Here is a 20972-nt window from a genome sequence, read left to right on the forward strand (position 1 = left end):
AGAAGGGCCCCGGTCGCTCGACCGGGGCCCTTCACACGTCTCGTACGTCCGTCGCGTCCGTCGCTACGCCGTCTTCTGCTCCCCCGGCCCCCGGCCGCCGCGGGCGTCCCGCGGGATCAGGGTCGGGTTGACGTTGGAGAGCACGACGTCCGCCGTGATGACCACGCGGGCCACGTCCTTGCGGGACGGGACCTCGTACATGACCGCCTGGAGGACCTCCTCCATGATGGCGCGCAGGCCGCGCGCGCCGGTCTGGCGCAGGATGGCCTGGTCGGCGATGGCCTCCAGGGCCGCGCGCTCGAAGTCCAGCTCCACACCGTCGAGTTCGAAGAGGCGCTGGTACTGCTTCACCAGCGCGTTGCGCGGCTCGACGAGGATCTGGAGCAGGGCCTCGCGGTCCAGGTTGTGGACCGAGGTGATCACGGGGAGGCGGCCGATGAACTCGGGGATCATGCCGAACTTGACCAGGTCCTCGGGCATGACGTCCTCGAACTGGTCCTTGGCCTCCAGCTCCCGCTTCGAGCGGATCGTCGCGCCGAAGCCGATGCCCTTGGCGCCGGCCCGGGACTCGATGATCTTCTCCAGGCCCGAGAAGGCGCCGCCCACGATGAACAGGACGTTCGTCGTGTCGATCTGGATGAACTCCTGGTGCGGGTGCTTGCGGCCGCCCTGCGGCGGGACCGAGGCCGTGGTGCCCTCGAGGATCTTCAGCAGGGCCTGCTGGACGCCCTCGCCCGAGACGTCGCGGGTGATCGAGGGGTTCTCGCTCTTGCGGGCGACCTTGTCGATCTCGTCGATGTAGATGATCCCGGTCTCGGCCTTCTTGACGTCGTAGTCCGCGGCCTGGATCAGCTTGAGCAGGATGTTCTCGACGTCCTCGCCCACGTACCCGGCCTCGGTGAGGGCCGTGGCGTCGGCGATGGCGAACGGCACGTTCAGCATGCGCGCCAGGGTCTGCGCGAGGAGGGTCTTGCCGGACCCCGTGGGGCCCAGCAGGAGGATGTTGGACTTCGCCAACTCGATGGCGTCCTCACGGCCCTGGCCGCCGCCGTGCTCACCGGCCTGGACGCGCTTGTAGTGGTTGTACACCGCGACCGACAGGGCCTTCTTGGCCGGCTCCTGGCCCACCACGTAGCCCTCGAGGAACTCGTAGATCTCGCGCGGCTTCGGGAGTTCCTCCCAGCGGACCTCGCTCGTCTCCGCGAGCTCTTCCTCGATGATCTCGTTGCAGAGATCGATGCACTCGTCGCAGATGTACACACCGGGCCCTGCGATGAGCTTCTTGACCTGCTTCTGGCTCTTGCCGCAGAACGAGCACTTGAGCAGATCGCCGCCGTCACCGATGCGTGCCACGGTGTGCTTCCCCTTCGCCTGGGAGACGACTGGACGTCTGACGAGTCCAGCGTCTCCTGGTGCTGCCTTATGTCGACGGTACCTTGCCGGGCCCCACGTTCGGGCCCCCCTTGGCACGGTTCACTTCCACGTGGACCGTGTCACGCCGTGCCAAGGGGCGGCAGACGATACTCCTCCGCCCGCGTCAGCGCAGGTCGGCGTTGTTCATCTTGCGGGTCGAGATGATCTGGTCGATCAGGCCGTACGCCAGCGCGTCCTCGGCCGTGAGGATCTTGTCGCGCTCGATGTCCTCGCGGATCTTCTCGATCGGCGTGGTGGAGTGCTTGGCCAGCATGTCCTCGAGCTGCGCGCGCATCCGCAGGATCTCGTTCGCGGCGATCTCGAGGTCGGAGACCTGGCCGCGGCCGGTCTCGCTGTACGGCTGGTGGATCAGCACGCGGGCGTTCGGCAGCGCCATGCGCTTGCCGGGCGTACCGGCGGCCAGCAGGATCGCGGCGGCGGAGGCCGCCTGGCCCATGCAGACCGTCTGGATGTCGGGCTTGACGAACTGCATCGTGTCGTAGATCGCGGTCAGCGCCGTGAAGGAGCCGCCGGGGCTGTTGATGTAGACCGAGATGTCCCGGTCGGGGTCCATCGACTCCAGGCACAGCAGCTGCGCCATGACGTCGTTGGCGGAGGCGTCGTCGATCTGCACGCCGAGGAAGATCACCCGCTCCTCGAAGAGCTTCGCGTACGGGTCGTACTCGCGGATGCCCTGGGAGGTGCGCTCGACGAAGCGCGGGATGACGTAGCGGGACTCGGCGCGGGGGCCGGTGTACTCGGCCTCGGTGCGGGCGTAGAGGCCGCTGCCGGGGAAGTCGTTCACGGTGTCTCCTGGAGAGGGGGCTGGGGCGGTGGGCTGAGGGGGCTGAGAGGGGCGCTGACGGCCTCGGGGGCGGCCGGAAGTCCGGCGCGGGGCCCCCGGGGCCGTGGCGAGCCCGTGCCAGGGCGTGTTTCGAAAGTGGCGTCGTCTGCCCGAAGGGCAGACGGGACTTTCGAAACACGCCCTAGGCCGCCCCGGTACCGCCGCCGCCCGGCATGCCGGCGGCCGTGGGGATGACGTCGTCGATGAGGCCGTACTCCTTGGCCTCGAAGGCGTCGAACCAGCGGTCGCGGTCCGAGTCCCGGGTGATCTGCTCGATGGTCTGGCCCGTGTGCTGGGACGTGAGCTCGGCCATGCGCCTCTTGGTGTGCAGCAGCCGCTCGGCGTGGATCTTGATGTCCGAGGCCGAGCCCGCCAGGCCGGCGGAGGGCTGGTGGATCAGGATCTCGGCGTTCGGCAGCGCGAAGCGCTTGCCGGGCGTGCCGGCGCTGAGCAGGAACTGGCCCATCGAGGCCGCGAGGCCCATCGCGATGGTCACCACGTCGTTCTTGATGAACTGCATGGTGTCGTAGATGGCCATGCCGGCCGTGATCGAGCCGCCGGGGCTGTTGATGTAGAGGAAGATGTCCTTGTCCGGGTCGGCGGCGAGGAGCAGCAGCTGTGCGGTGATCTTGTTGGCGATGTCGTCGTCGACCGGCTGGCCGAGGAAGATGATCCGCTCGCCGAGCAGCCGGTTGTAGACCTGGTCGCCGAGGCCACCACCGATGGAAGGCTCGCCGGCGGCGGAGGGCATCAGATTCGTCACGTATCCACCTGCTCGTCTTGTCGACGGCGTCCGGGCCGTCTCACGTGTACTGCCGGGGGCAACGGGGACTCCCCTGCCCTCGTATTCATGGACCCTAACGCGCGGGTCCCTTCGGAGAATCCCGGAGAGGTGAGTGTTCGCCGGGGGCGTAGCCGGGCCGCCGGCGGCGGGTGCGGGGTGACGCGCGGATCGCGGGCGGGTACGGGCCGCGCGCCGCCGGTCGCCCGTACGGCGCGGCCGCGCCCCGGCCGGGGCCCGCACCCCTCGGGGAGACGGACGGGCCCCGGGACGAAGTGTCCCGGGGCCCGTCGTACGCACGTCAGCCGTACGGGCGTCGGTCGTGCACGCCGTACACGCGTCGGAGGCGGCGCGAGGCTCAGGCCTCGGGCTTGTCCTCCGCGGACTCGGCGGCGGCCTCGGGGGCCTCCGTGGTGCCCTCGGCGGCCTCGGCGGCCTCGTCCTCGTCGTCGTCCAGGTCGACGACCTCGCCGTTGGTGTCCTTCACCGTGGCGGACTCGACGACCACGGCCAGGGCCTTGCCGCGGGCGACCTCGCCGACGAGGAGCGGAACCTGACCGCCCTCGACGACCGCCTGCGCGAACTGGTCGGGGGACATGCCGGAGGAGGCGGCGCGGCGCATGAGGTGCTCGGTCAGCTCCTCCTGGTTCACGTTCAGCTTCTCGCGCTTGACCAGCTCGTCGAGGACGAACTGGGTCTTGATGCCCTTGACCGCGGCCTCGCGGGTCTCGGTCTCGAACTCCTCGGCGGTCTTGCCCTGGAGCTCCAGGTACTTGTCGAGGGTCAGACCCATCTGGCCGAGCTGGTGGTGCTCCAGGTTGTGCTTGCGGGTGTTGATCTCGTCCTCGAGCAGCTTCTCGGGGACGGGCACCTCGACGAGCTCCAGGAGCTTCTCCAGGACGCGCTCCTGGGCCTGGGTGGCCTGGTCGTACTGCTTCATGTTCGCGAGGCGCTTGCGGCTGTCCGCCCGCAGCTCCTCGAGGGTGTCGAACTCGGAGGCGAGCTGCGCGAACTCGTCGTCCAGCTCGGGCAGTTCGCGGGCGGCGACCTGGGTGACCTTGACGGTGACCTCGGCCTCCTTGCCGGCCGCGGAGCCGCCCTTCAGCTCGGAGGTGAAGGTGGCCTCGCCACCGGCCTCCAGACCCTTCACGGCGTCGTCGATGCCCTCGAGCAGTTCGCCCGAGCCGATCGTGTAGGAGACGCCGTCGGCGACGCCGTCCTCCAGGACCTCGCCGTCGACCTTGGCCTCGAGGTCGACCGTGACGACGTCGCCGTCCTCGGCGGCGCGCTCGACCGGGGAGGTCGAGGCGAAGCGCTCACGGAGCTGCTCGACGGACTTGTCCACGTCCTCGTCGCTGACCTCGACGGCGTCGACCTCGACCTCGATGGAGGAGAAGTCCTCCGGCAGCTCGAGGGCGGGACGGATGTCGACCTCGGCGGTGAAGTTCAGCGTCTCGCCGTCCTTCAGCTCCGTGATGTCGACCTCCGGCTGGCCGAGGACGTCCAGCTCGGCCCCGTTGACCGCCTCCGTGTAGAACTTCGGAAGCGCGTCGTTGACGGCCTCCTCCAGCACGGCCCCGCGGCCGAACCGCTGGTCGATGATCCGGGCGGGGATCTTGCCCTTGCGGAAGCCCTTCACCGTGACCTGCTGGTTGATCTTCTTGTACGCCGCGTCGAGGCTGTCCTTGAGCTCCTCGAAGGGCACCTCGACAGTGAGCCGAACCCGAGTCGGGTTCAGGGTCTCCACGGCGCTCTTCACGGTTCGGTCTCCTTGTGGCTGACTTCTTGGGTTTCGCCGGGACCTGACAGGTCCGGCGATTCACGCCCGGGAGATTTCGAGGCCGGTGGGCCGGGACACACGGGCGCGCAGTCTGCATAGTAGCCGCAGCAGCTGCGGCCACCCAAAAGACGATCCCCCGGTGCGGCGCCGGCCCGATCGTGCGGGACGGCGCGCGGATGACGCAGATGGTCGGGGTGGCGGGATTTGAACCCACGGCCTTCCGCTCCCAAAGCGGACGCGCTACCAAGCTGCGCCACACCCCGTCTGGTGCGACACGTAGGGTACATGCCCGCAGGCCGCCCGGCCGCCGCATTCGCGAGGGCCCGGCCGGTCCCCGGGCGCGGCGCGCGAAGAGGGTGTGCGACGAGGGGCGCCGACCCGCTACGATGCCTGAGGCGCCGCGGTCACCCGACGCGCGGCCCATGTGTGCGGGCGTAGCTCAATGGTAGAGCCCTAGTCTTCCAAACTAGCTACGCGGGTTCGATTCCCGTCGCCCGCTCTGCACGGCTCAGGGCCAGGCCGGAGGATCATCCCTCCACCTGGCCCTGACGCGTTCCCGGGGTCGTGTCCGGTACGACGTGTCCCCCGCGTGCCCCTTCGGCCGGGCCGGGCCTCGCGCCGCCGCCCCTCCCCGGCGCCGATCGGGCTAGAAGCTGATCGAGTTGATCGTTTCGGCGAGGGAGTCGAGGAAGCGGTTGATCGACGGCGCCATGCCCGTCGAGGCGAGGAAGAAGCCGAAGAGGATCGCGACGACGGCGGGGCCCGCCTTGATCGACCCGCCTCTGATCAGGACGACCAGAACGATCGCCAACAGCAGCACCACTGACAGTGAGATGGCCACAACTGATCACACATCCTCGGTCGGTCCGCACTCCCGGCCCGGGGACGCGACTCGCGCACCCCGCCAGAGACCATCGTGCCACCAACAGGGCCTCCCTATGCGGCCACTGACGCATCCTCGGTCACCACCGTGCACGCCCGACCACTTCGCACCGCCCGCGAGATCTTGCCGTACGGCAATTCACCGGCGTACTCCGCACACGAATTCACCAGTGGCCCGCAGGTAATTCGAATTGCGGTCACACGATCTTCGACGCCACTCCACAACCGCCCGTTGTGTACCTTTCAGCCGGGATGAATCGTGACATACAAGGCGTCGGAGTGAAGGGGCAGTTGGAAATCGCGAGGAATGAGATCGCGATGACGAGGAAGGTTTTACGGACCGCCACGGACAACGCTAGGGTGCCTCAGATGTTCCACGCCGCTTCGTCTCTCGTGCCGAGTCCCGGCTCCACCCCGAACGAGAAAGATCAGCACCGGTCGTCCCCGGACAGACGGTCGGAGCAGCGTGACGCGTTCTTCGACAACGCCAAGTACCTGGCGATCGTGCTGGTCGCCGTCGGTCACTCCTGGGAGCCGCTGAAGGGCGACAGCCGGGTGCTCCAGGCCGCCTACCAGTTCGTGTACGCGTTCCACATGCCGGCGTTCATCCTCGTCTCCGGCTACTTCTCGCGGAACTTCGACGGCAGTCCGGCCCGGCTGAAGCGCCTGGTGACCGGCGTGGTGGTGCCCTACGTCGTCTTCGAGACCGCCTACCCGCTGTTCAAGCGGGTCGTCGACCACGACACCGAGACGCCCGTCTCCCTCCTCGACCCGTACTACCTGACGTGGTTCCTGTGCGCGCTGTTCGTCTGGCGGCTGACCACGCCGATCTGGAGGACGATCCGCCATCCGCTGCCGGTGGCCCTGGGCATCGCCCTGCTGGCGTCCGCCACCCCGGCCGTCGGCGACGACCTGGACCTCCAGCGCGTCCTGCAGTTCCTGCCCTACTTCGTGCTGGGCCTGTGCCTGCGGCCCGAGCACTTCCGGACGGTGCGCACCTGGCCGGTGCGGATCGCGGCCGTGCCGGTGGCCGCCTGCGCGCTGGCCTTCTCGTGGTGGGCGGTGCCGCGGATGAACGCCGGGTGGCTCTACCACCGCGACTCCGCGCAGGAGCTGGGCGTGCCGTGGTGGGTGGGGCCCGTCATGCAGCTGGCGCTGTTCGGCTGCTCGCTGCTGCTGACCGCCTGCTTCTTCTCCTGGGTGCCGGGGCGCACGATGTGGTTCACGGCACTCGGCACGGGCACGCTCTACGGCTATCTGCTGCACGGTTTCCTGATCAAGGGCGCGGACTACCGCGGGCTGTTCGAGGCGGACTGGCTGCACCGGCCGCTCGGCGCGATCGCCGTCACCGTGGCCGCCGCCGCCGCCATCACCCTGCTGTGCACCAAGCCCGTCCGGTGGGTGTTCCGGGGCGTGATGGAGCCGAGGATGGACTGGGCGTTCAGGCGGGACGCCGCCCCCGAGCGGGCACGCGTCCCGGAGCGGCGGCCGGTGCGGGAGCGCGAAGGACGCGAGAGGCGCGAGAGGCGCGAGAAGGCCGACGCCTAGGAAACGCGGCTCAGGCGTTCCCGGCGAGGCCGAGGAGGGCGCGCATGCGGGCGTACTTCTGGGTCAGGCGGGTGCGGGTCGGCCCGTCCAGGACGGCGAGCCGGGCCGGGTCGGCGTTGTGCGCCAGGTCGGACTCCTTCACCAGCAGCGCGCCCGGGGTGGCGAGGATGCGCTCCGCGTACGCCTCCGGCGTCTCCCCCGCCCGCTTGGTGAGCGCCTCCACGATGTCCTTCGTGCGGTCGCTCAGGGCCGCCTCGCGCAGCCGGGCCGCGGGGAGGGCGTCGTCCTCGACGGCGTCGTGCAGCCAGGCCGCCGCGATCTGGTCGGGGTCGCCGCCCCGGGACCGTACGCCGTCCGCGACGGCCCGGAGGTGTTCGGCGTAGGGGCGGCCCGCCTTGTCGGTCTGGCCCTCGTGGGCGGCGCGGGCGAGGGCCTCGACCTCGAGAAGGGTGAGCATGGGGGTCCTTCCGCCTCGGAACTCGGGTGCCCGGGTCTACAGCAGCGGGGCGGCCTGGGCCGTCGGGCCCTCGCGGCAGACCAGCAGCAGGGCGCGGTCGTCGTTGACGTCCTTGGCGACGGCCTCGATCAGGTGCCAGGCCGCCCCCTGGAAGCCGCCGGCGACATAGCGGTCGGCCTCGCCGGTGAGGCGGTCGATGCCCTCGACGATGTCGCGGTCGGAGGTCTCCACCAGGCCGTCGGTGAACAGCATCAGCACGTCGCCGGGGCGCAGCGAGCCCTTCACCGGGTCGAACTGGGCGCCCTCGTACACGCCGAGCAGCGGGCCCTCCGCGACCTTCTCCTCCCAGCGGCCGCTGCCGGCGCTGAGCTGGAGGCCCGGCGGGTGGCCCGCGGAGTACAGCTCGTAGTCGCCGGAGTCGAGGTCGAGGACGAGGTGGATGGAGGTGGCGAAGCCCTCCTCCCAGTCCTGGCGGAGGAGGTAGCCGTTGGCGGCCGGGAGGAAGGCGTGCGGGGGCAGGGAGCCGAGCAGGCCGCCGAAGGCGCCGGACAGCAGCAGGGCGCGCGAGCCCGCGTCCATGCCCTTGCCGGAGACGTCCGTGAGGACGACCTCCAGGGTGCGGCCGCCGTTGGTGCGGGCGGCGACGACGAAGTCGCCGGAGAAGGACTGGCCGCCCGCCGGCCGCAGCGCCATCTCGCGGTGCCAGCCCCGCGGCAGCGCCGGCAGCTTGCTCTGCACCCGGATGCGTTCGCGCAGGTCGAAGAGCATGGTGCCGCCGCGCCGCCAGGGCACGCCGACCCGGCTGCGGAACTGGGCGATGAGCAGGCCGACGAAACCGCAGGCGGCGACGACCAGCACCACGCCCGGCGTGACCCGGGACGGGCCCTCGGTGTACGGGCCGAGCCGCACCGACTCCACGATCAGCGCCGTGGCCGCCGCCGCGTACAGGCCGAGCAGGCTCGCCGGGCGCAGCACGAGGCCGCCGGCGACGATCGGCAGGACCAGGGCGGCCGGTGAGCACCAGACCGGGTCGGCGAGCGTGGTGGCCGCGATGACCGGGACGGTGAGCAGCAGTCCGGCCAGCGCGATCCAGTCCGAGCCGTCGCCGCGGAAGTAGTCCACGGCGCTTCTGCGCAGGCCGGTGCGGACCCGGTGCACCAGGTGCTTCAACCGGGCCGTCCACGTCTCGGCTTCCGCGCGCCGCTGTCGTCCTGCCACCATTAGTCCGGGACCCTATCCATCCGACCCGCCGCTTGGCACGGGAGGTCCCACTTGTCCCCCGTCCGAGGCTCAACTCCACAGTGAACGCCAAGGAAAGCGCTCGCGCCGCCAGGAGGGGGAAATCTCCCGTCTCGTCCCGCATCGACCTGGTGGGCACGGATCCATGACGACCGGTACGGCGGATCGTGGGGGCAGCACACCCGGCACGCGGCACGCGACGGCGCCGGACCCACCAGGTGCCGGTCGACGCGGCGCTGGAGAGGGAAAACGCCTTCTGCCCCTGGGACGGCGTGCGTTGACGGCCGGCCGGGGAACCGGGGCCGCGACGGGGGCCGGCTGCTCCCGTACGGCGGATGCGGCGAATCCCTCCTTGCCCGTACGGGAGTCGGGGACGGCGCATCCCGGCGGCGTCTCCCTCGGCTCGCCGGCGCGGGCCGGGCCGCGCCGCGCCGGACCGCGCCGCGCCGGACCGCGCCGCGCCGGACCGCGCCTGGCCGGGCCGCGCCTGGCCGCGTCGCGCCGCGCCGGAAGAGGCGGGCTGAACGCCGACGGAGGCCTCGGTGGACTTCGGGGCGGCCGGTGGGGCGCCCCGGCTGCCGCACGGGTTCTGGTGGGGCCGGGCCGGGGACGCGTGGCCGCGATCCGGGCCGGCGCCGCGGGGAGGACCCGGCCGGGCCGTGGGGCACCCGGTCAGCGCCGCGGGGCGGGCGGTCCGGGCTTCTGGCAGGTGGGGCACCAGAAGAGGTTGCGGGCCGCGAGGGGGGCGGTGCGGACGGTGTCGCCGCAGAGGTGACACGGCTGGTGGGCGCGGCGGTAGACGTACACCTCGCCGCCGTGGTCGTCGACGCGGGGCGGGCGGCCCATCGCCTCCGGGGTGTGCTCGGGGCGGACGGTGTCGATGCGGTTGTCGCGCACGCCCTCGCGCATCAGGGCGACCAGGTCCGACCACATCGCCGTCCACTCGGCGGGGGTGATCTCCCGGCCCGCGCGGTAGGGGTCGATGCGGTGGCGGAAGAGGACCTCGGCGCGGTAGACGTTGCCCACGCCCGCGATGACCTTCTGGTCCATGAGGAGGGCGGCGATCGTCGTACGGCTGCGGGAGACGCGGCGGTACGCCCGCTCCGGGTCGGCGTCCGCACGCAGGGGGTCCGGGCCCAGGCGGTCGTGTATCGCCTGCTTCTCCGCGTCCGTGATCAGGGCGCAGGTGGCCGGGCCGCGCAGGTCCACGTGGCCGGCGGGGCCGGCGAGGCGGAGGCGGACGGTGTCCGTGGGCGGGGGCGCGGGGGCGTCCGGGGCCGTGTCGCCGAAGGTGACCTTGCCGAAGAGGCCCAGGTGGATGTGGACCCAGCCGCCCCCGGCGAAGCCCAGGAAGAGGTGCTTGCCGTGGGCGTCGGTGCGGGTGAGCTCCGTGCCGTCGAGCAGGGCGGCGGCGTCGGAGAACTTCCCCTGGGGGCTGGTCACCCGCGGCGCGCTCCCGGCGAACCGGGCGTAGTCCAGGGCCAGGCGGTGGATGGTGTGCCCTTCCGGCACGGCGGGGTCCTCTCGGTCGGTCCGTCGCCGGGACCGGGGCTCCGGCGACGGACCGTCGCGCCGGAGCCGGGCGTCGTGTGCGGTCAGCCCTGGGGGTGGTGGGGCGGGATCGGGGGGAGCTCCGAGGTCGTCTCGTAGGCCGCCAGCATGTCGATGCGGCGGACGTGGCGTTCGTCGCCCGAGAAGGGGGTGGCCAGGAAGGTCTCGACGAACTTCGTCGCCTCGTCCCGGGTGTGCATGCGGGCGCCCACCGCGACGACGTTGGCGTTGTTGTGCTGGCGGCCGAGGGAGGCCGTCTCCTCGCTCCACGCGAGAGCGGCTCGGACGCCCTTGACCTTGTTCGCGGCGATCTGCTCGCCGTTCCCGGAGCCGCCGATGACGATGCCGAGGGCGTCGGGGTCGGCGGCGGTCCGCTCGGCCGCGCGGAGGCAGAAGGGCGGGTAGTCGTCCTGGGCGTCGTAGAGGTGCGGGCCGCAGTCGACCGGGTCGTGACCGGCCTCCTTCAGCCATTCGACGAGGTGGTTCTTGAGTTCGAAGCCGGCATGGTCCGAGCCGAGATACACGCGCATGGCACGAGTGTGGCACGGGCGCCGGCGGGTGGCAGCGCCGGGTGTCGTGCCGGAAAAGTGTGAGCAATCCAATGGAAGCTCAGGAAAACCTCAAGTAACGATACGGAATCAAAGGTTCCCGAATTCATTCACCTCGGTTTCACTGGACCGGCTCGTACGCCCTCCGTACGGCCCGTACACCGCTCGTACGGGAGATCCCCCTCACGCGGCGCAAAGGAAATCCGTCCCATGACTTCGCAGCCGACCCTGACGAAGACCGGAAACGGCCCAGGAGACCCCGCGGATCCCCGCTCCGGTCTCCAGGCGGGCCTCAAGAACCGTCACCTCTCGATGATCGCCATCGGCGGAGTCATCGGGGCCGGACTGTTCGTCGGATCCAGCTCCGGCATCGCCACCACCGGGCCCGGCATCCTCCTCTCCTACGCCCTCGTCGGCACGCTCGTGGTGCTGGTGATGCGGATGCTGGGCGAGATGTCCGCGGCCAACCCGACCTCGGGGTCCTTCTCCGCGCACGCCGACCGCGCGCTCGGCCCCTGGGCCGGTTTCTCCATCGGCTGGCTGTACTGGTTCTTCTGGGTCGTCGTGCTGGCCGTCGAGGCCACCGCCGGCGCGGCGATCCTCGAGTCGTGGATCCCCGCCGTCCCGCAGTGGGGGTGGGCGCTCATCGTGATGGTGGTGCTGACCGCCACCAACCTCGTCTCGGTCGGCTCCTACGGCGAGTTCGAGTTCTGGTTCGCCGGCATCAAGGTCGTCGCCATCGGCGCCTTCATCGTCGTCGGCGGGCTCGCCGTGTTCGGCGTGCTGCCGGGCGTCGACGCCGACAAGGCGGGCGTGGGCAACCTCGTCGACCACGGCGGCTTCCTGCCCAACGGGCCCGGCGCCATCCTCACCGGCGTCCTGCTGGTCGTCTTCTCCTTCATGGGCAGCGAGATCGCGACGCTGGCGGCCGGTGAGTCGGAGGACCCGCAGCGGGCGGTCACGAAGTCCACCAACAGCATCATCTGGCGCATCGCCGTCTTCTACCTCGGGTCGATCTTCGTCGTGCTCACCCTGCTGCCGTGGAACGACCCCTCCCTCGCGGAGAAGGGCTCCTACGTCGCCGCCCTCGACTCGCTCGGCATCGCGCACGCCGGTCAGATCATGAACTTCATCGTGCTGACCTCGGTGCTGTCCTGCCTGAACTCCGGCCTCTACACGGCCTCCCGCATGGCCTTCTCGCTCGGTGAGCGCGGGGACGCGCCGAAGGCGTTCGCACGGACCACCTCGCGCGGTGTGCCGATGGCCGCGATCATCGCCTCCGTGGTGTTCGGGTTCGTCGCCGTCTTCTTCAACTACAAGTTCCCGGACTCCGTCTTCCTCTTCCTCGTCAACTCCAGCGGTGCGGTCGCCCTGTTCGTGTGGCTGGTGATCTGCTTCTCGCAGCTGCGGATGCGGAAGATCATCCAGGCCGAGGCGCCGGAGAAGCTGGTCGTACGGATGTGGCTGTACCCCTACCTGACCTGGGCCACGGCCGCGCTCATCGTGTTCGTCCTCGGCTACATGCTGACCGACACCGAGCACGACGGCCGGAAGACCGTGCTGCTGTCGCTGCTCGTCGCCGCGGTCGTCCTCGCCATCGCCTTCCTCAAGCAGCGGCTGCAGGAGCGGGACGAGGCACGGGACGGGGTGCGGACCGAGGTGTAGTCCCGGCCCGGGTGGGGCCGCCCCTCCCCGGACGCGTACACGGAAGAGGCCTGCCCGGTCACCTCGTGAGGTGACCGGGCAGGCCTCTTCCGTCGGGACGGTCCGTGCCGGACCGCTCCGGCACTCAGCGCCTGACGAGCTTCCAGGCGGTGGGCAGCAGGCCCATCGCCAGGGCGGCCTTGAGGGCGTCGCCGATCAGGAAGGGGGTGAGGCCGGCCGCGATCGCGGCGGAGGCGGAGATGCCGGCGGCGTAGGCGAGGTAGGGCACGCCGACGGCGTAGACGACCGCCTCGCCCACCAGCATCGCGCCCGCCATGCGCAGGGGCGAGCGGTCGGCGCCGCGGCGGGCCAGGGCACCGACCACCGTCGAGGCGAGGACCATGCCGAGGACGTATCCGAAGGAGACCGCGGCGGCGCCGGACCCGCCCTCGGCGAACCACGGGACGCCCGCGACGCCGACCAGGGCGTAGAGGGCGAGGGAGAGGAAGCCGCGCCGGGCGCCGAGGGTGGTGCCGACCAGCAGGGCGGCGAACGTCTGGCCGGTCACCGGCACCGGGGAGCCGGGCACGGGGACCGCGATCTGGGCCGCGAGGCCGGTGAGCGCGGCGCCGCCGAGCACGAGCACGACGTCCCGGACGCGGGAGGCCGGGATGAGGTCGGCGAGGACCCGTCCGGGGCTGACGGGGGTGGCGGCGGCGGTGCTCATGGAATCTCCGCGGAGAGAGGTGCGGTCGGGGACACCGTGACGCTATCCCAGCGGACTCGGCCCGATCACCGTCAGCCGTCGACAAACGGGCGAGCGGCGACTTGGTGGGCTCCGGACAAAGGCGGCCGGTTACACGCGGCGCGGCGTGACCCTGGTCACTGAGGTGTCGTGGCGGCGGCAACGCGGGCGGACGGCGGGCCGCTGTAGGTTCTCGCCAAACGCGACCGCCGGACGGGCGGCGGTCGGCGGCTTCACCGGCGTCAGGCGCGGGGTTCTCCGGCCGGGCCGCGGCGGGCGCCGCGGTGCGCCCATGGCGACGTACGTACGCCTGACAACGGACCCGCGCCGAGACCCGAGACCCGAGGCCCGAGACGGCCGTCGGGCGCAAGGCCCCCTCGTGAGCGACGCGCGGGGGCCTTTCTCTTCGCCCACGGCCTGTCACCCGCCCACCCCGGCCGCCTTGTTGTTGCTAACCTGCACTTGCAACTTCATTGCAATAAGGTTCGGAGGGGAACCCCGCCATGCCCGTCTACACGCTGCCCGACCTGCCGTACGACTACTCCGCGCTCGCCCCCGTGATCAGCCCCGAGATCATCGAGCTGCACCACGACAAGCACCACGCCGCCTACGTGAAGGGCGCCAACGACACGCTGGAGCAGCTCGCGGAGGCGCGGGACAAGGAGCTGTGGGGCTCGGTCAACGGGCTGGAGAAGAGCCTGGCGTTCCACCTCTCCGGGCACGTCCTGCACTCGATCTACTGGCAGAACATGACCGGCGAGGGCGGCGGCGAACCCCTCGCGGTGGACGGTGTGGGCGAGCTGGCGGACGCCCTCACCGAATCCTTCGGCTCCTTCGCCGGGTTCAAGGCCCAGCTGACCAAGGCCTCCGCGACCACCCAGGGCTCCGGCTGGGGCGTCCTCGCCCTCGAGCCGCTCAGCGGCCGGCTGATCGTCGAGCAGGTCTACGACCACCAGGGCAACGTCGGCCAGGGTTCCGTGCCGCTCCTCGTCTTCGACGCCTGGGAGCACGCCTTCTACCTCCAGTACCGCAACCAGAAGGTCGACTTCATCGAGGCCATGTGGCAGGTCGTCGACTGGCAGGACGTACAGCGCCGGTACCTGGCCGCGAGGTCCCGCGCCGACGTGCTGCTGCTCGCGCCGTAGGGCGCCGCCCCGCGTCCCGCCTCGTGATCGTCTTCTCACCCTTCACGGCGGCGGGCGGAAAGAACGGAGACCCCCGCGAGGACGTGACTCGCGGGGGTCTCCCTTCAAAGGGGCCGGGCTCTACAGGTTGCTGAAGTCGGGGCCCTTGGTCCGGGTCCGCTTGATCTCGTAGAAGCCGGGGACGGAGGCGACCGCCAGGGTGCCGTCCCACAGCCGTGCGGCCTCCTCGCCCTTCGGGGCGGGGGTGACGACGGGGCCGAAGAAGGCGATCTGCTCGCCGTCGGGGCCGGGCACGGCGATGACGGGGGTGCCGACGTCCTGGCCGACCTTGTCGATGCCCTCCTTGTGGGAGGCGCGCAGTTCGGCGTCGAACTCGAAGTTCTCCTGCTCGGCGTACTCGATGAGGTCGGCGGGCAGTCCGGCGTCCTCGAGCGCGCCGGCGACGGCCTCCAGGGTCGGGCCCTCACCGTTGTTGTGGAAGCGGGTCCCGAGCGCGGTGTAGAGCGGGCCGAGCACCTCGGCGCCGTGCTTCTGCCAGGCGGCGGTCACCACCCGGATCGGCTTCCAGGCCTTGGTGGTGAGCAGGTCCCGGTAGTCCTCGGGCAGCTCGTCGAGCTTGTCCTCGTTGAGCACGGCCAGGCTCATCACGTGCCAGCGGACCTCTATGTCACGGACCTTCTCCACTTCCAGGACCCAGCGGGAGGTCATCCACGCCCAGGGGCACAGCGGGTCGAACCAGAAGTCGACGGGGGTCTTCTGCGACATGTCTCTCCTCGGGAGCAAGCGTTTCCCCGTGAACGCCGCGGCACGCCCCGCTCATTCCCCACTGACGGCCGTCAGGTGCACATGGCAGGATCGGTGCTGTCCACAGCCAGTGCGCAGAAGCATCGAGGGAGTACCGCCGTGCCCGGTGAGAACCTGTCCCGTGACGAGGCCCGGGAGCGGGCCGCCCTGCTGTCCGTCGACGGGTACGACGTGTCCCTCGACGTGCGGTCGGCGATCGGTGACGCGGCCGGCGGCGGGAACGGCCCGGCGGCCGGCGGCGGGAGCGGTGAGCCGCGCACCTTCCGCTCGGTCACCACCATCCGCTTCCGGTGCAACGAGCCCGGCGCGTCCAGCTTCGCGGACCTGATCGCGCCGAGCGTGACGGCCGTCTCCCTCAACGGCCGCGACCTCGACCCCGGCGAGGTCTTCGACGGCGCCCGGATCCGGCTGGACGACCTCGCCGCCGAGAACGAACTGGTCGTCGACGCCCGGTGCGCCTACTCGCGCACCGGCGAGGGCCTGCACCGCTTCGTCGACCCCGAGGACGGCGAGGTCTACCTCTACACCCAGTACGAACCGGCCGACGCGCGCCGCGTCTTCGCGAACTTCGAGCAGCCCGACCTCAAGGCGCCGTTCCGCTTCGAGGTGCGGGCGCCCGAGGAGTGGGTGGTGTGGGGCAACGGCGCCGGCGAACGCGCCGACGGCGTGTGGCGGTTCGCGGAGACCAAGCCGATCTCGACGTACATCACGTGCGTGGTGGCGGGCCCGTACCACTACGTGACGGACTCCTACACGCGCGAGCTGGGCGACGGCACGACGCTGGAGATCCCGCTCGGCGCGATGTGCCGCAAGGGGCTCGCGCCCCACTTCGACGCCGACGACGTGTTCCTGGTGACCAAGCAGGGCCTGGACTTCTTCCACGACCACTTCGACTACCCGTACCCCTTCGGCAAGTACGACCAGGCGTTCGTGCCCGAGTACAACCTGGGCGCGATGGAGAACCCGGGTCTGGTGACCTTCCGGGAGGAGTACGTCTTCCGCGGCAAGGTGACGCAGGCGTCGTACGAGGCGCGGGCGAACGTGATCCTGCACGAGATGGCGCACATGTGGTTCGGCGACCTGGTCACCATGGAGTGGTGGGACGACCTGTGGCTGAAGGAGTCGTTCGCGGACTTCATGGGCTCCTTCTCGCTGGTCGGCGCGACCCGCTTCACCGACGGCTGGATCACCTTCGCCAACCGCCGCAAGGCGTGGGCGTACCGGGCCGACCAGCTGCCCTCCACCCACCCGGTCACCGCGGACATCCGCGACCTCCAGGACGCCAAGCTCAACTTCGACGGCATCACCTACGCCAAGGGCGCCTCGGTGCTCAAGCAACTGGTGGCGTACGTCGGGCAGGACGCGTTCCTGGAGGGCGCCCGCCGCTACTTCAAGCGGCACGCCTACGGCAACACCCGTCTGGGCGACCTGCTGTCGGTGCTCGGCGAGACGAGCGGCCGGGACATGGCCGGGTGGGCGCGGTCCTGGCTGCAGACGGCCGGGGTGAACTCGCTGACCCCGCAGGTGCTGCTGACCGCCGAGGGCCGGATCGACGAGCTGGCGGTGCTCCAGGAGGCGGCGGAGTCGCACCCGGAGCTGCGGCCGCACCGGGTGGCGGTCGGCCTGTACCGGCGGGCCGGGGACGGGCGGCTGGTGCGCTACGCGCGCGCGGAGGCCGACGTCGAGGGACCGCGGACGCTCGTGCCGGAGCTGGCGGGCGCGCAGGCGCCGGAGCTGGTCCTGGTCAACGACGAGGACCTGACGTACTGCAAGATCCGGTTCGACGAGACCTCGCTGGCGGCGCTGCGGGAGTCCCTGGGCGACCTGAGCGACCCGCTGGCCCGCGCGCTGTGCTGGTCGGCGCTGTGGAACATGACGCGGGACGCGCTGCTGCCCGCGCGGGACTTCGTGGACCTGGTGCTGCGGTTCGCCGGGCGCGAGACCGACATCGGCGTGCTGCAGATGCTGCACGCCTGGGCGGAGTCGGCGCTGACGCACTACGCGGCGCCCGACTGGCGGCCGGCCGGCGAGCGGCTGCTCGCCGAGGGCGCGCTGGCGGAGCTGCGGTCGGCGGAGCCGGGCAGCGAGCACCAGCTGGCGTGGGCGCGGTTCCTCGCGTCGGTGGCGTCCGGCCCGGCCGACCTCGATCTGCTCCAGCAGCTGCTGGAGGGGTCGGCGAAGGTCGACGGTCTCGAGGTGGACCAGGAGCTGCGCTGGGCCTTCCTGGGGCCGCTGGCCGCGCACGGCCGCGCCGACGAGGGCGTGCTGGCGGCGGAGCTGGCCCGCGACGACACCGCGTCGGGCAAGCGGCACCAGGTGCGCTGCCTGGCCGCCCGGCCGTCCGCGGAGGTCAAGGCGCAGGCCTGGGCGCAGCTCGTCGAGTCGGACGCGCTGTCCAACGCGCTGGTCGAGGCGACCATCGCGGGCTTCCAGCAGCCCTCGCAGCGCGAACTGCTCGTCCCGTACGCGCAGAAGTACTTCGCGGTGATCGGGCGGATCTGGGAGCAGCGGTCCATCCAGATCGCGATGCACCTGGTCAAGGGGCTGTTCCCGGCCCTGCTGGACTCCCCGGAGACGCTGGCGGCGACGGACGCGTGGCTCGCGGCTCACGAGTCGGCGCCGCCCGCCCTGCGCCGGCTGGTGCTGGAGGCGCGCGACGACCTGGCGCGGGGCCTGCGCGGACAGGCGTGCGACGCGGCGGGCGGGCCCGACGGCTCTGGCGACTCCGACGGCTCCGACAACTACTGACAGCACGGTCCCGGTCCCGGTCCCGGCCCCTGCCGGGACCGCCGGCCCACCTGATCCTTGGCCTGGGATCCGGCGGAAAGTGACCGTTACGGAATTCAGTCAATCCGAACCGTAACCCCTGGATCCCCTCGGACGGACCAGGGGTTTCGGCCCCTACTCGGCATCCGAACACCCGTCCTTGAGGACGGGCTCGTCCGGGTTTGTCGACGGGCTCGTAACAGCGGTTACCGGGGTCGGCCGAGGCGGGAATCTGCGGGGCATGAACCCCGACACCCCCCTCACCCCGGCCGCCGCCCACCTCTCGCCCCGCCTCCCGGACGGGCAGCGGCGCGTACTGTCCACGGCCCAGCTCCGCTCGCTCGGCGTGTCGCCGGGTGAGACGGCCGAGCGGTGCCGGCCCGGCGGCCCCTGGCAGCAGTTCCTGCCGGGCGTCCACCTGCTCCACCAGGGGCCGCCGACCAGCGAGGAGCGGCTGCACGCGGTGCTGCTGTACGCGGCCCGCGAGGTGCCGTCCCCCGGAGTGCCGGCCCAGCCGAAGCCGGGGCGGCCGCACCGGTCCGGGTACCGCGAGGCGATGATCACGGGGCTGGCCGCACTCACCCTGCACGGCTTCGCCGCCGCGCCCGCGCTGCTCTCCCTGGACCACATCGACGTCCTGGTGCCCCGGCTGCGCCGGCTGCGTTCGACGGGCTGCGCGCGCGTCCTGCGCGCCGCGACCCTGCCGACGCCGCAGGAGGCCACCGGGGTGCCGGTGGCGCCGGTGCCGCGCGCCCTGGCGGACGCGGTGTCGCAGTTGACGGACGCGGGGGCGGTACGGCGGCTGCTGTCGGAGGCGGTGCGCGCCGGCCACTGCGAACCGGCGGCGGTCATCAGGGAGTTGGAGCAGGCCAAGCTGCTGGGCCGCCCGCACGTGGTGGACGCGGTGGACGCGCTGCTGGCCGAGGGACGGGCGCTCGCCGAGGGCCGCCTCTACGCGATGGTGCGGGAGTTCGGGCTGCCGGACCCGGTGTGGAACGTGGACCTGCGGCTGCCGGGCGGCCCGCACCTGGGGGGCCTGGACGCGTACTGGCCGGAGCAGGCGGTCGCGGTGGAGCTGGACACGCGGGCGCCGCGCCAGGACGAGGACGCGCTGTGGTCGGAGTACGCCCGCAAGCGGGAGCACCTGGAGCGGCTGGGCATCACGGTCGTGCACGTCACGCCGAGGAAGCTCCGGGAGGGGGCGGAGCAGCAGGCGGCGGTGGTGCGGACGGCCCTGATGGCGTCGGGGGACCGCGATCCGGCGGCGTACGTCGTGGTGCTGCCCCGGTAGCGACGGAGCGGAACAGGGCCGGCGGGACGGGGCCGGGCGGGACGGCACCGGGCGGGGCGGGGACGGGCGGGACGGGGCCGCCGGTCACGAGCCGGCGGCCCCGCCTCACGGGGCCCTGGGGCCGGTGCTCCTCACGGCCCCGCACCGGCACGCGTCACGGCCTCAGGCCGGCACCCGTCCGTCCGCGGGCCGCTCGCGCCACAGTCTCAGCGCCACGTCGACCAGCCGTATCCGGGTCAGTTCCGGCACGGCCGACAGGTCGTGCCAGGCGGCCAGGTCGGTCGAGCCGCCGACCTCGTTGCGCAGTTCGCCGCCGGTCACCCGGCCCTCGTAGAGGATGCGCACCCCGTGGTGGTCGACGGGGCCGCGCAGGTTCCCGCGGGGGACGGTGTGGCGGGAGGAGTCGACGCCGAGCAGGGCGGTCACCTCGATGCGGTAGCCGGTCTCCTCCTCCAGTTCCCGCACCACCGTGTCGTACGGGTCCTCGCCGTGCTCCATGCCGCCGCCGGGCAGCACCCACTCCGGGGTGCCGTCCGGCGCGGGCGAGCGGGCCAGCAGCAGTTGTCCGTCCCGGACGCACACGGCGTAGGCCGCCACCCTCAACTTCTCTCGCACACCTGGACGTTAGCGGTCCCGGTCCGGGTTGGCAGGTGAGTATTCGGGCGCGGACCAGCGCAGCGGCAGCGCGGCGGGGGTGTCGACGGACCGCGCCACGGTGAACCGGACCGTGCGCTCGCCGCCGGGGCCGAACTCCGTGCGGGCCTCCCCGGTGAGCTGGAGGGTGCGGCCCGTCGCCCAGTCGAGGAACAGCAGCCCGGCGCGCGGGTCGGCCTCGAGATTGCCGAGACTGAGGAACATGGCGTTGCCCGGGTAGTCGCGCCAGGCCAGTTCGCCCGGTGCGGGGACCCGGACGAAGCCGGGGTTGCCGCCCCGGTGACTGGCGTCGGCGCCGCCCTCGCGCACGCTGGCGAGGAAGAAGGTGTCGGCCGCGGCGACGAACCCGGCCTGTTCCGGGGTCAGTCCGGTGCCGCGCCGGGGCGGACCGGGCAAACGGCCGGACACCGTCTCGTACGTCTCCCGCCGCTGGAGGTACTTGGGGCAGTTGGCGAAGACCCGGTCGGCCTCGACGGCGAAGCCGCGCGGGGCGGCCGACAGCCGGCCGTCGAGGCGCATGCGGCGGCGGGTGCGCGGGTCGAGGGCGATCGTGCCGACGGGGGTGCCCGGGGTGGCGAGGGCCGTCGCGAGAGGGTCGGTCGGGGGTGGCCCTCCCGCGACGGAGATCCGCCGGGGCCCGGTGGCCCGGACGAAGCCGGGGGTACCCGTGACCGCCGAGGCCCACACCTCGCCGCTCGCGGGATCGGCGGCGCCCAGGACCAGCTGCGGCTGGAGTTCCAGGAAGGCGGCGGCGACGGATCTGATGCCCTCGCCCACGGACCGGCCGACGTGGTCGGCGAGGTCGCGCACCCCGAGCCGGTCCTGGAGGGTGCGCGAGCCGGCGTGGTAGAGGCCCGTGGCCTGACCCATGACCTGACCC

18 protein-coding genes and 2 tRNA genes are annotated in these 20972 nt (G+C 71.8%); 6 read left to right on the forward strand and 14 right to left on the reverse strand.

Annotated features, from left to right (window positions below; genetic code table 11):
- Positions 1–63: 63 nt before the first annotated feature.
- From clpX to ACF09K_RS06095, 5 genes are all read right to left on the reverse strand, one after another.
- On the reverse strand, positions 64–1353 hold the full coding sequence (clpX, locus tag ACF09K_RS06075; protein ID WP_363088261.1) for an ATP-dependent Clp protease ATP-binding subunit ClpX: 1290 nt from the start codon (positions 1351–1353) through the stop codon (positions 64–66).
- Positions 1354–1537: 184 nt separating this feature from the next.
- The gene (locus ACF09K_RS06080) at positions 1538–2218 is read right to left on the reverse strand and encodes an ATP-dependent Clp protease proteolytic subunit (RefSeq protein WP_392241295.1); all 681 of its coding nucleotides are present in this window, start codon (positions 2216–2218) and stop codon (positions 1538–1540) included.
- A 181-nt stretch (positions 2219–2399) separates the two neighbouring features.
- Positions 2400–3008: an ATP-dependent Clp protease proteolytic subunit gene (locus ACF09K_RS06085; RefSeq protein WP_257850214.1), complete on the reverse strand. Its 609-nt coding sequence runs from the start codon at positions 3006–3008 to the stop codon at positions 2400–2402.
- 388 nt (positions 3009–3396) lie between these two features.
- Positions 3397–4797 (reverse strand): trigger factor, encoded by a 1401-nt coding sequence (tig, locus tag ACF09K_RS06090; protein ID WP_392241296.1) that lies wholly within the window; start codon positions 4795–4797, stop codon positions 3397–3399.
- Positions 4798–5004: 207 nt separating this feature from the next.
- Positions 5005–5081 (reverse strand) — tRNA-Pro (locus ACF09K_RS06095).
- Between the two features lie 165 nt (positions 5082–5246).
- On the opposite strand from ACF09K_RS06095, the gene ACF09K_RS06100 reads away from it, so the two are divergent.
- Positions 5247–5317, forward strand: a tRNA-Gly gene (locus ACF09K_RS06100).
- Between the two features lie 147 nt (positions 5318–5464).
- Here ACF09K_RS06100 and ACF09K_RS06105 read toward each other — a convergent pair.
- Positions 5465–5659, reverse strand: coding sequence for a hypothetical protein (locus ACF09K_RS06105; protein ID WP_363088264.1), 195 nt, complete (start codon positions 5657–5659; stop codon positions 5465–5467).
- A 410-nt stretch (positions 5660–6069) separates the two neighbouring features.
- Between ACF09K_RS06105 and ACF09K_RS06110 the strand changes: the two genes are divergently transcribed.
- The gene (locus ACF09K_RS06110; RefSeq protein WP_392241297.1) at positions 6070–7248 is read left to right on the forward strand and encodes an acyltransferase family protein; all 1179 of its coding nucleotides are present in this window, start codon (positions 6070–6072) and stop codon (positions 7246–7248) included.
- A 10-nt stretch (positions 7249–7258) separates the two neighbouring features.
- On the opposite strand, the gene ACF09K_RS06115 is transcribed toward ACF09K_RS06110, so the two are convergent.
- From ACF09K_RS06115 to ACF09K_RS06130, 4 genes are all read right to left on the reverse strand, one after another.
- Positions 7259–7705: an HD domain-containing protein gene (locus tag ACF09K_RS06115; RefSeq protein ID WP_392241298.1), complete on the reverse strand. Its 447-nt coding sequence runs from the start codon at positions 7703–7705 to the stop codon at positions 7259–7261.
- A 36-nt stretch (positions 7706–7741) separates the two neighbouring features.
- Entirely contained in the window at positions 7742–8926 is a 1185-nt protein-coding gene (locus tag ACF09K_RS06120) for a PP2C family protein-serine/threonine phosphatase (RefSeq protein WP_392241299.1), read from the reverse strand.
- A gap of 690 nt (positions 8927–9616) precedes the next feature.
- Complete coding sequence (locus ACF09K_RS06125; protein WP_392241300.1) at positions 9617–10456, reverse strand: Fpg/Nei family DNA glycosylase; 840 nt, start codon at positions 10454–10456, stop codon at positions 9617–9619.
- An 83-nt stretch (positions 10457–10539) separates the two neighbouring features.
- On the reverse strand, positions 10540–11025 hold the full coding sequence (locus ACF09K_RS06130) for a ribose-5-phosphate isomerase (protein WP_392241301.1): 486 nt from the start codon (positions 11023–11025) through the stop codon (positions 10540–10542).
- A 228-nt stretch (positions 11026–11253) separates the two neighbouring features.
- Here ACF09K_RS06130 and ACF09K_RS06135 point away from each other — a divergent pair, with 228 nt between their 5' ends.
- A complete protein-coding gene (locus ACF09K_RS06135; protein WP_392241302.1) occupies positions 11254–12708 on the forward strand; it encodes an amino acid permease in 1455 nt (484 codons plus the stop codon).
- 124 nt (positions 12709–12832) lie between these two features.
- Here ACF09K_RS06135 and ACF09K_RS06140 read toward each other — a convergent pair whose 3' ends face one another.
- Positions 12833–13414 (reverse strand): biotin transporter BioY, encoded by a 582-nt coding sequence (locus ACF09K_RS06140; RefSeq protein WP_392241303.1) that lies wholly within the window; start codon positions 13412–13414, stop codon positions 12833–12835.
- Positions 13415–13935: 521 nt separating this feature from the next.
- Between ACF09K_RS06140 and ACF09K_RS06145 the strand changes: the two genes are divergently transcribed.
- A complete protein-coding gene (locus ACF09K_RS06145) occupies positions 13936–14577 on the forward strand; it encodes a superoxide dismutase (protein WP_392241304.1) in 642 nt (213 codons plus the stop codon).
- A gap of 120 nt (positions 14578–14697) precedes the next feature.
- Here ACF09K_RS06145 and ACF09K_RS06150 read toward each other — a convergent pair whose 3' ends face one another.
- Positions 14698–15342: a DsbA family protein gene (locus tag ACF09K_RS06150; protein ID WP_392241305.1), complete on the reverse strand. Its 645-nt coding sequence runs from the start codon at positions 15340–15342 to the stop codon at positions 14698–14700.
- Between the two features lie 138 nt (positions 15343–15480).
- Here ACF09K_RS06150 and pepN point away from each other — a divergent pair, with 138 nt between their 5' ends.
- Both pepN and ACF09K_RS06160 read left to right on the forward strand, forming a co-directional pair.
- Positions 15481–18129 carry an aminopeptidase N gene (gene pepN, locus ACF09K_RS06155; RefSeq protein WP_392241306.1) on the forward strand — a complete coding sequence of 883 codons (2649 nt, stop codon included), beginning with the start codon at positions 15481–15483 and terminating at the stop codon, positions 18127–18129.
- 259 nt (positions 18130–18388) lie between these two features.
- Positions 18389–19438 (forward strand): hypothetical protein, encoded by a 1050-nt coding sequence (locus ACF09K_RS06160; RefSeq protein ID WP_392241307.1) that lies wholly within the window; start codon positions 18389–18391, stop codon positions 19436–19438.
- A gap of 162 nt (positions 19439–19600) precedes the next feature.
- Here ACF09K_RS06160 and ACF09K_RS06165 read toward each other — a convergent pair whose 3' ends face one another.
- Both ACF09K_RS06165 and ACF09K_RS06170 read right to left on the reverse strand, forming a co-directional pair.
- Positions 19601–20053: an NUDIX hydrolase gene (locus tag ACF09K_RS06165; RefSeq protein ID WP_392241308.1), complete on the reverse strand. Its 453-nt coding sequence runs from the start codon at positions 20051–20053 to the stop codon at positions 19601–19603.
- Between the two features lie 9 nt (positions 20054–20062).
- Entirely contained in the window at positions 20063–20962 is a 900-nt protein-coding gene (locus ACF09K_RS06170) for a pyridoxamine 5'-phosphate oxidase family protein (protein ID WP_392241637.1), read from the reverse strand.
- Positions 20963–20972 lie beyond the last annotated feature (10 nt).

It is taken from the genome of Streptomyces sp. NPDC014882 (genome assembly GCF_043081325.1).
In the GTDB taxonomy this organism is placed as follows: domain Bacteria; phylum Actinomycetota; class Actinomycetes; order Streptomycetales; family Streptomycetaceae; genus Streptomyces.

What these genes read in the sequence shown, in the direction of transcription:
- ACF09K_RS06170 (WP_392241637.1), bottom strand. Translation starts at nt 20,962, where the DNA reads ATGGGTCAGGCCACGGGCCTCTACCACGCCGGCTCGCGCACCCTCCAG.
- ACF09K_RS06115 (WP_392241298.1), bottom strand. Translation starts at nt 7,705, where the DNA reads ATGCTCACCCTTCTCGAGGTCGAGGCCCTCGCCCGCGCCGCCCACGAG.
- ACF09K_RS06150 (WP_392241305.1), bottom strand. Translation starts at nt 15,342, where the DNA reads ATGTCGCAGAAGACCCCCGTCGACTTCTGGTTCGACCCGCTGTGCCCC.
- ACF09K_RS06145 (WP_392241304.1), top strand. Translation starts at nt 13,936, where the DNA reads ATGCCCGTCTACACGCTGCCCGACCTGCCGTACGACTACTCCGCGCTC.
- ACF09K_RS06140 (WP_392241303.1), bottom strand. Translation starts at nt 13,414, where the DNA reads ATGAGCACCGCCGCCGCCACCCCCGTCAGCCCCGGACGGGTCCTCGCC.
- ACF09K_RS06110 (WP_392241297.1), top strand. Translation starts at nt 6,070, where the DNA reads ATGTTCCACGCCGCTTCGTCTCTCGTGCCGAGTCCCGGCTCCACCCCG.
- ACF09K_RS06135 (WP_392241302.1), top strand. Translation starts at nt 11,254, where the DNA reads ATGACTTCGCAGCCGACCCTGACGAAGACCGGAAACGGCCCAGGAGAC.
- ACF09K_RS06130 (WP_392241301.1), bottom strand. Translation starts at nt 11,025, where the DNA reads ATGCGCGTGTATCTCGGCTCGGACCATGCCGGCTTCGAACTCAAGAAC.
- ACF09K_RS06120 (WP_392241299.1), bottom strand. Translation starts at nt 8,926, where the DNA reads ATGGTGGCAGGACGACAGCGGCGCGCGGAAGCCGAGACGTGGACGGCC.
- ACF09K_RS06160 (WP_392241307.1), top strand. Translation starts at nt 18,389, where the DNA reads ATGAACCCCGACACCCCCCTCACCCCGGCCGCCGCCCACCTCTCGCCC.
- ACF09K_RS06085 (WP_257850214.1), bottom strand. Translation starts at nt 3,008, where the DNA reads ATGCCCTCCGCCGCCGGCGAGCCTTCCATCGGTGGTGGCCTCGGCGAC.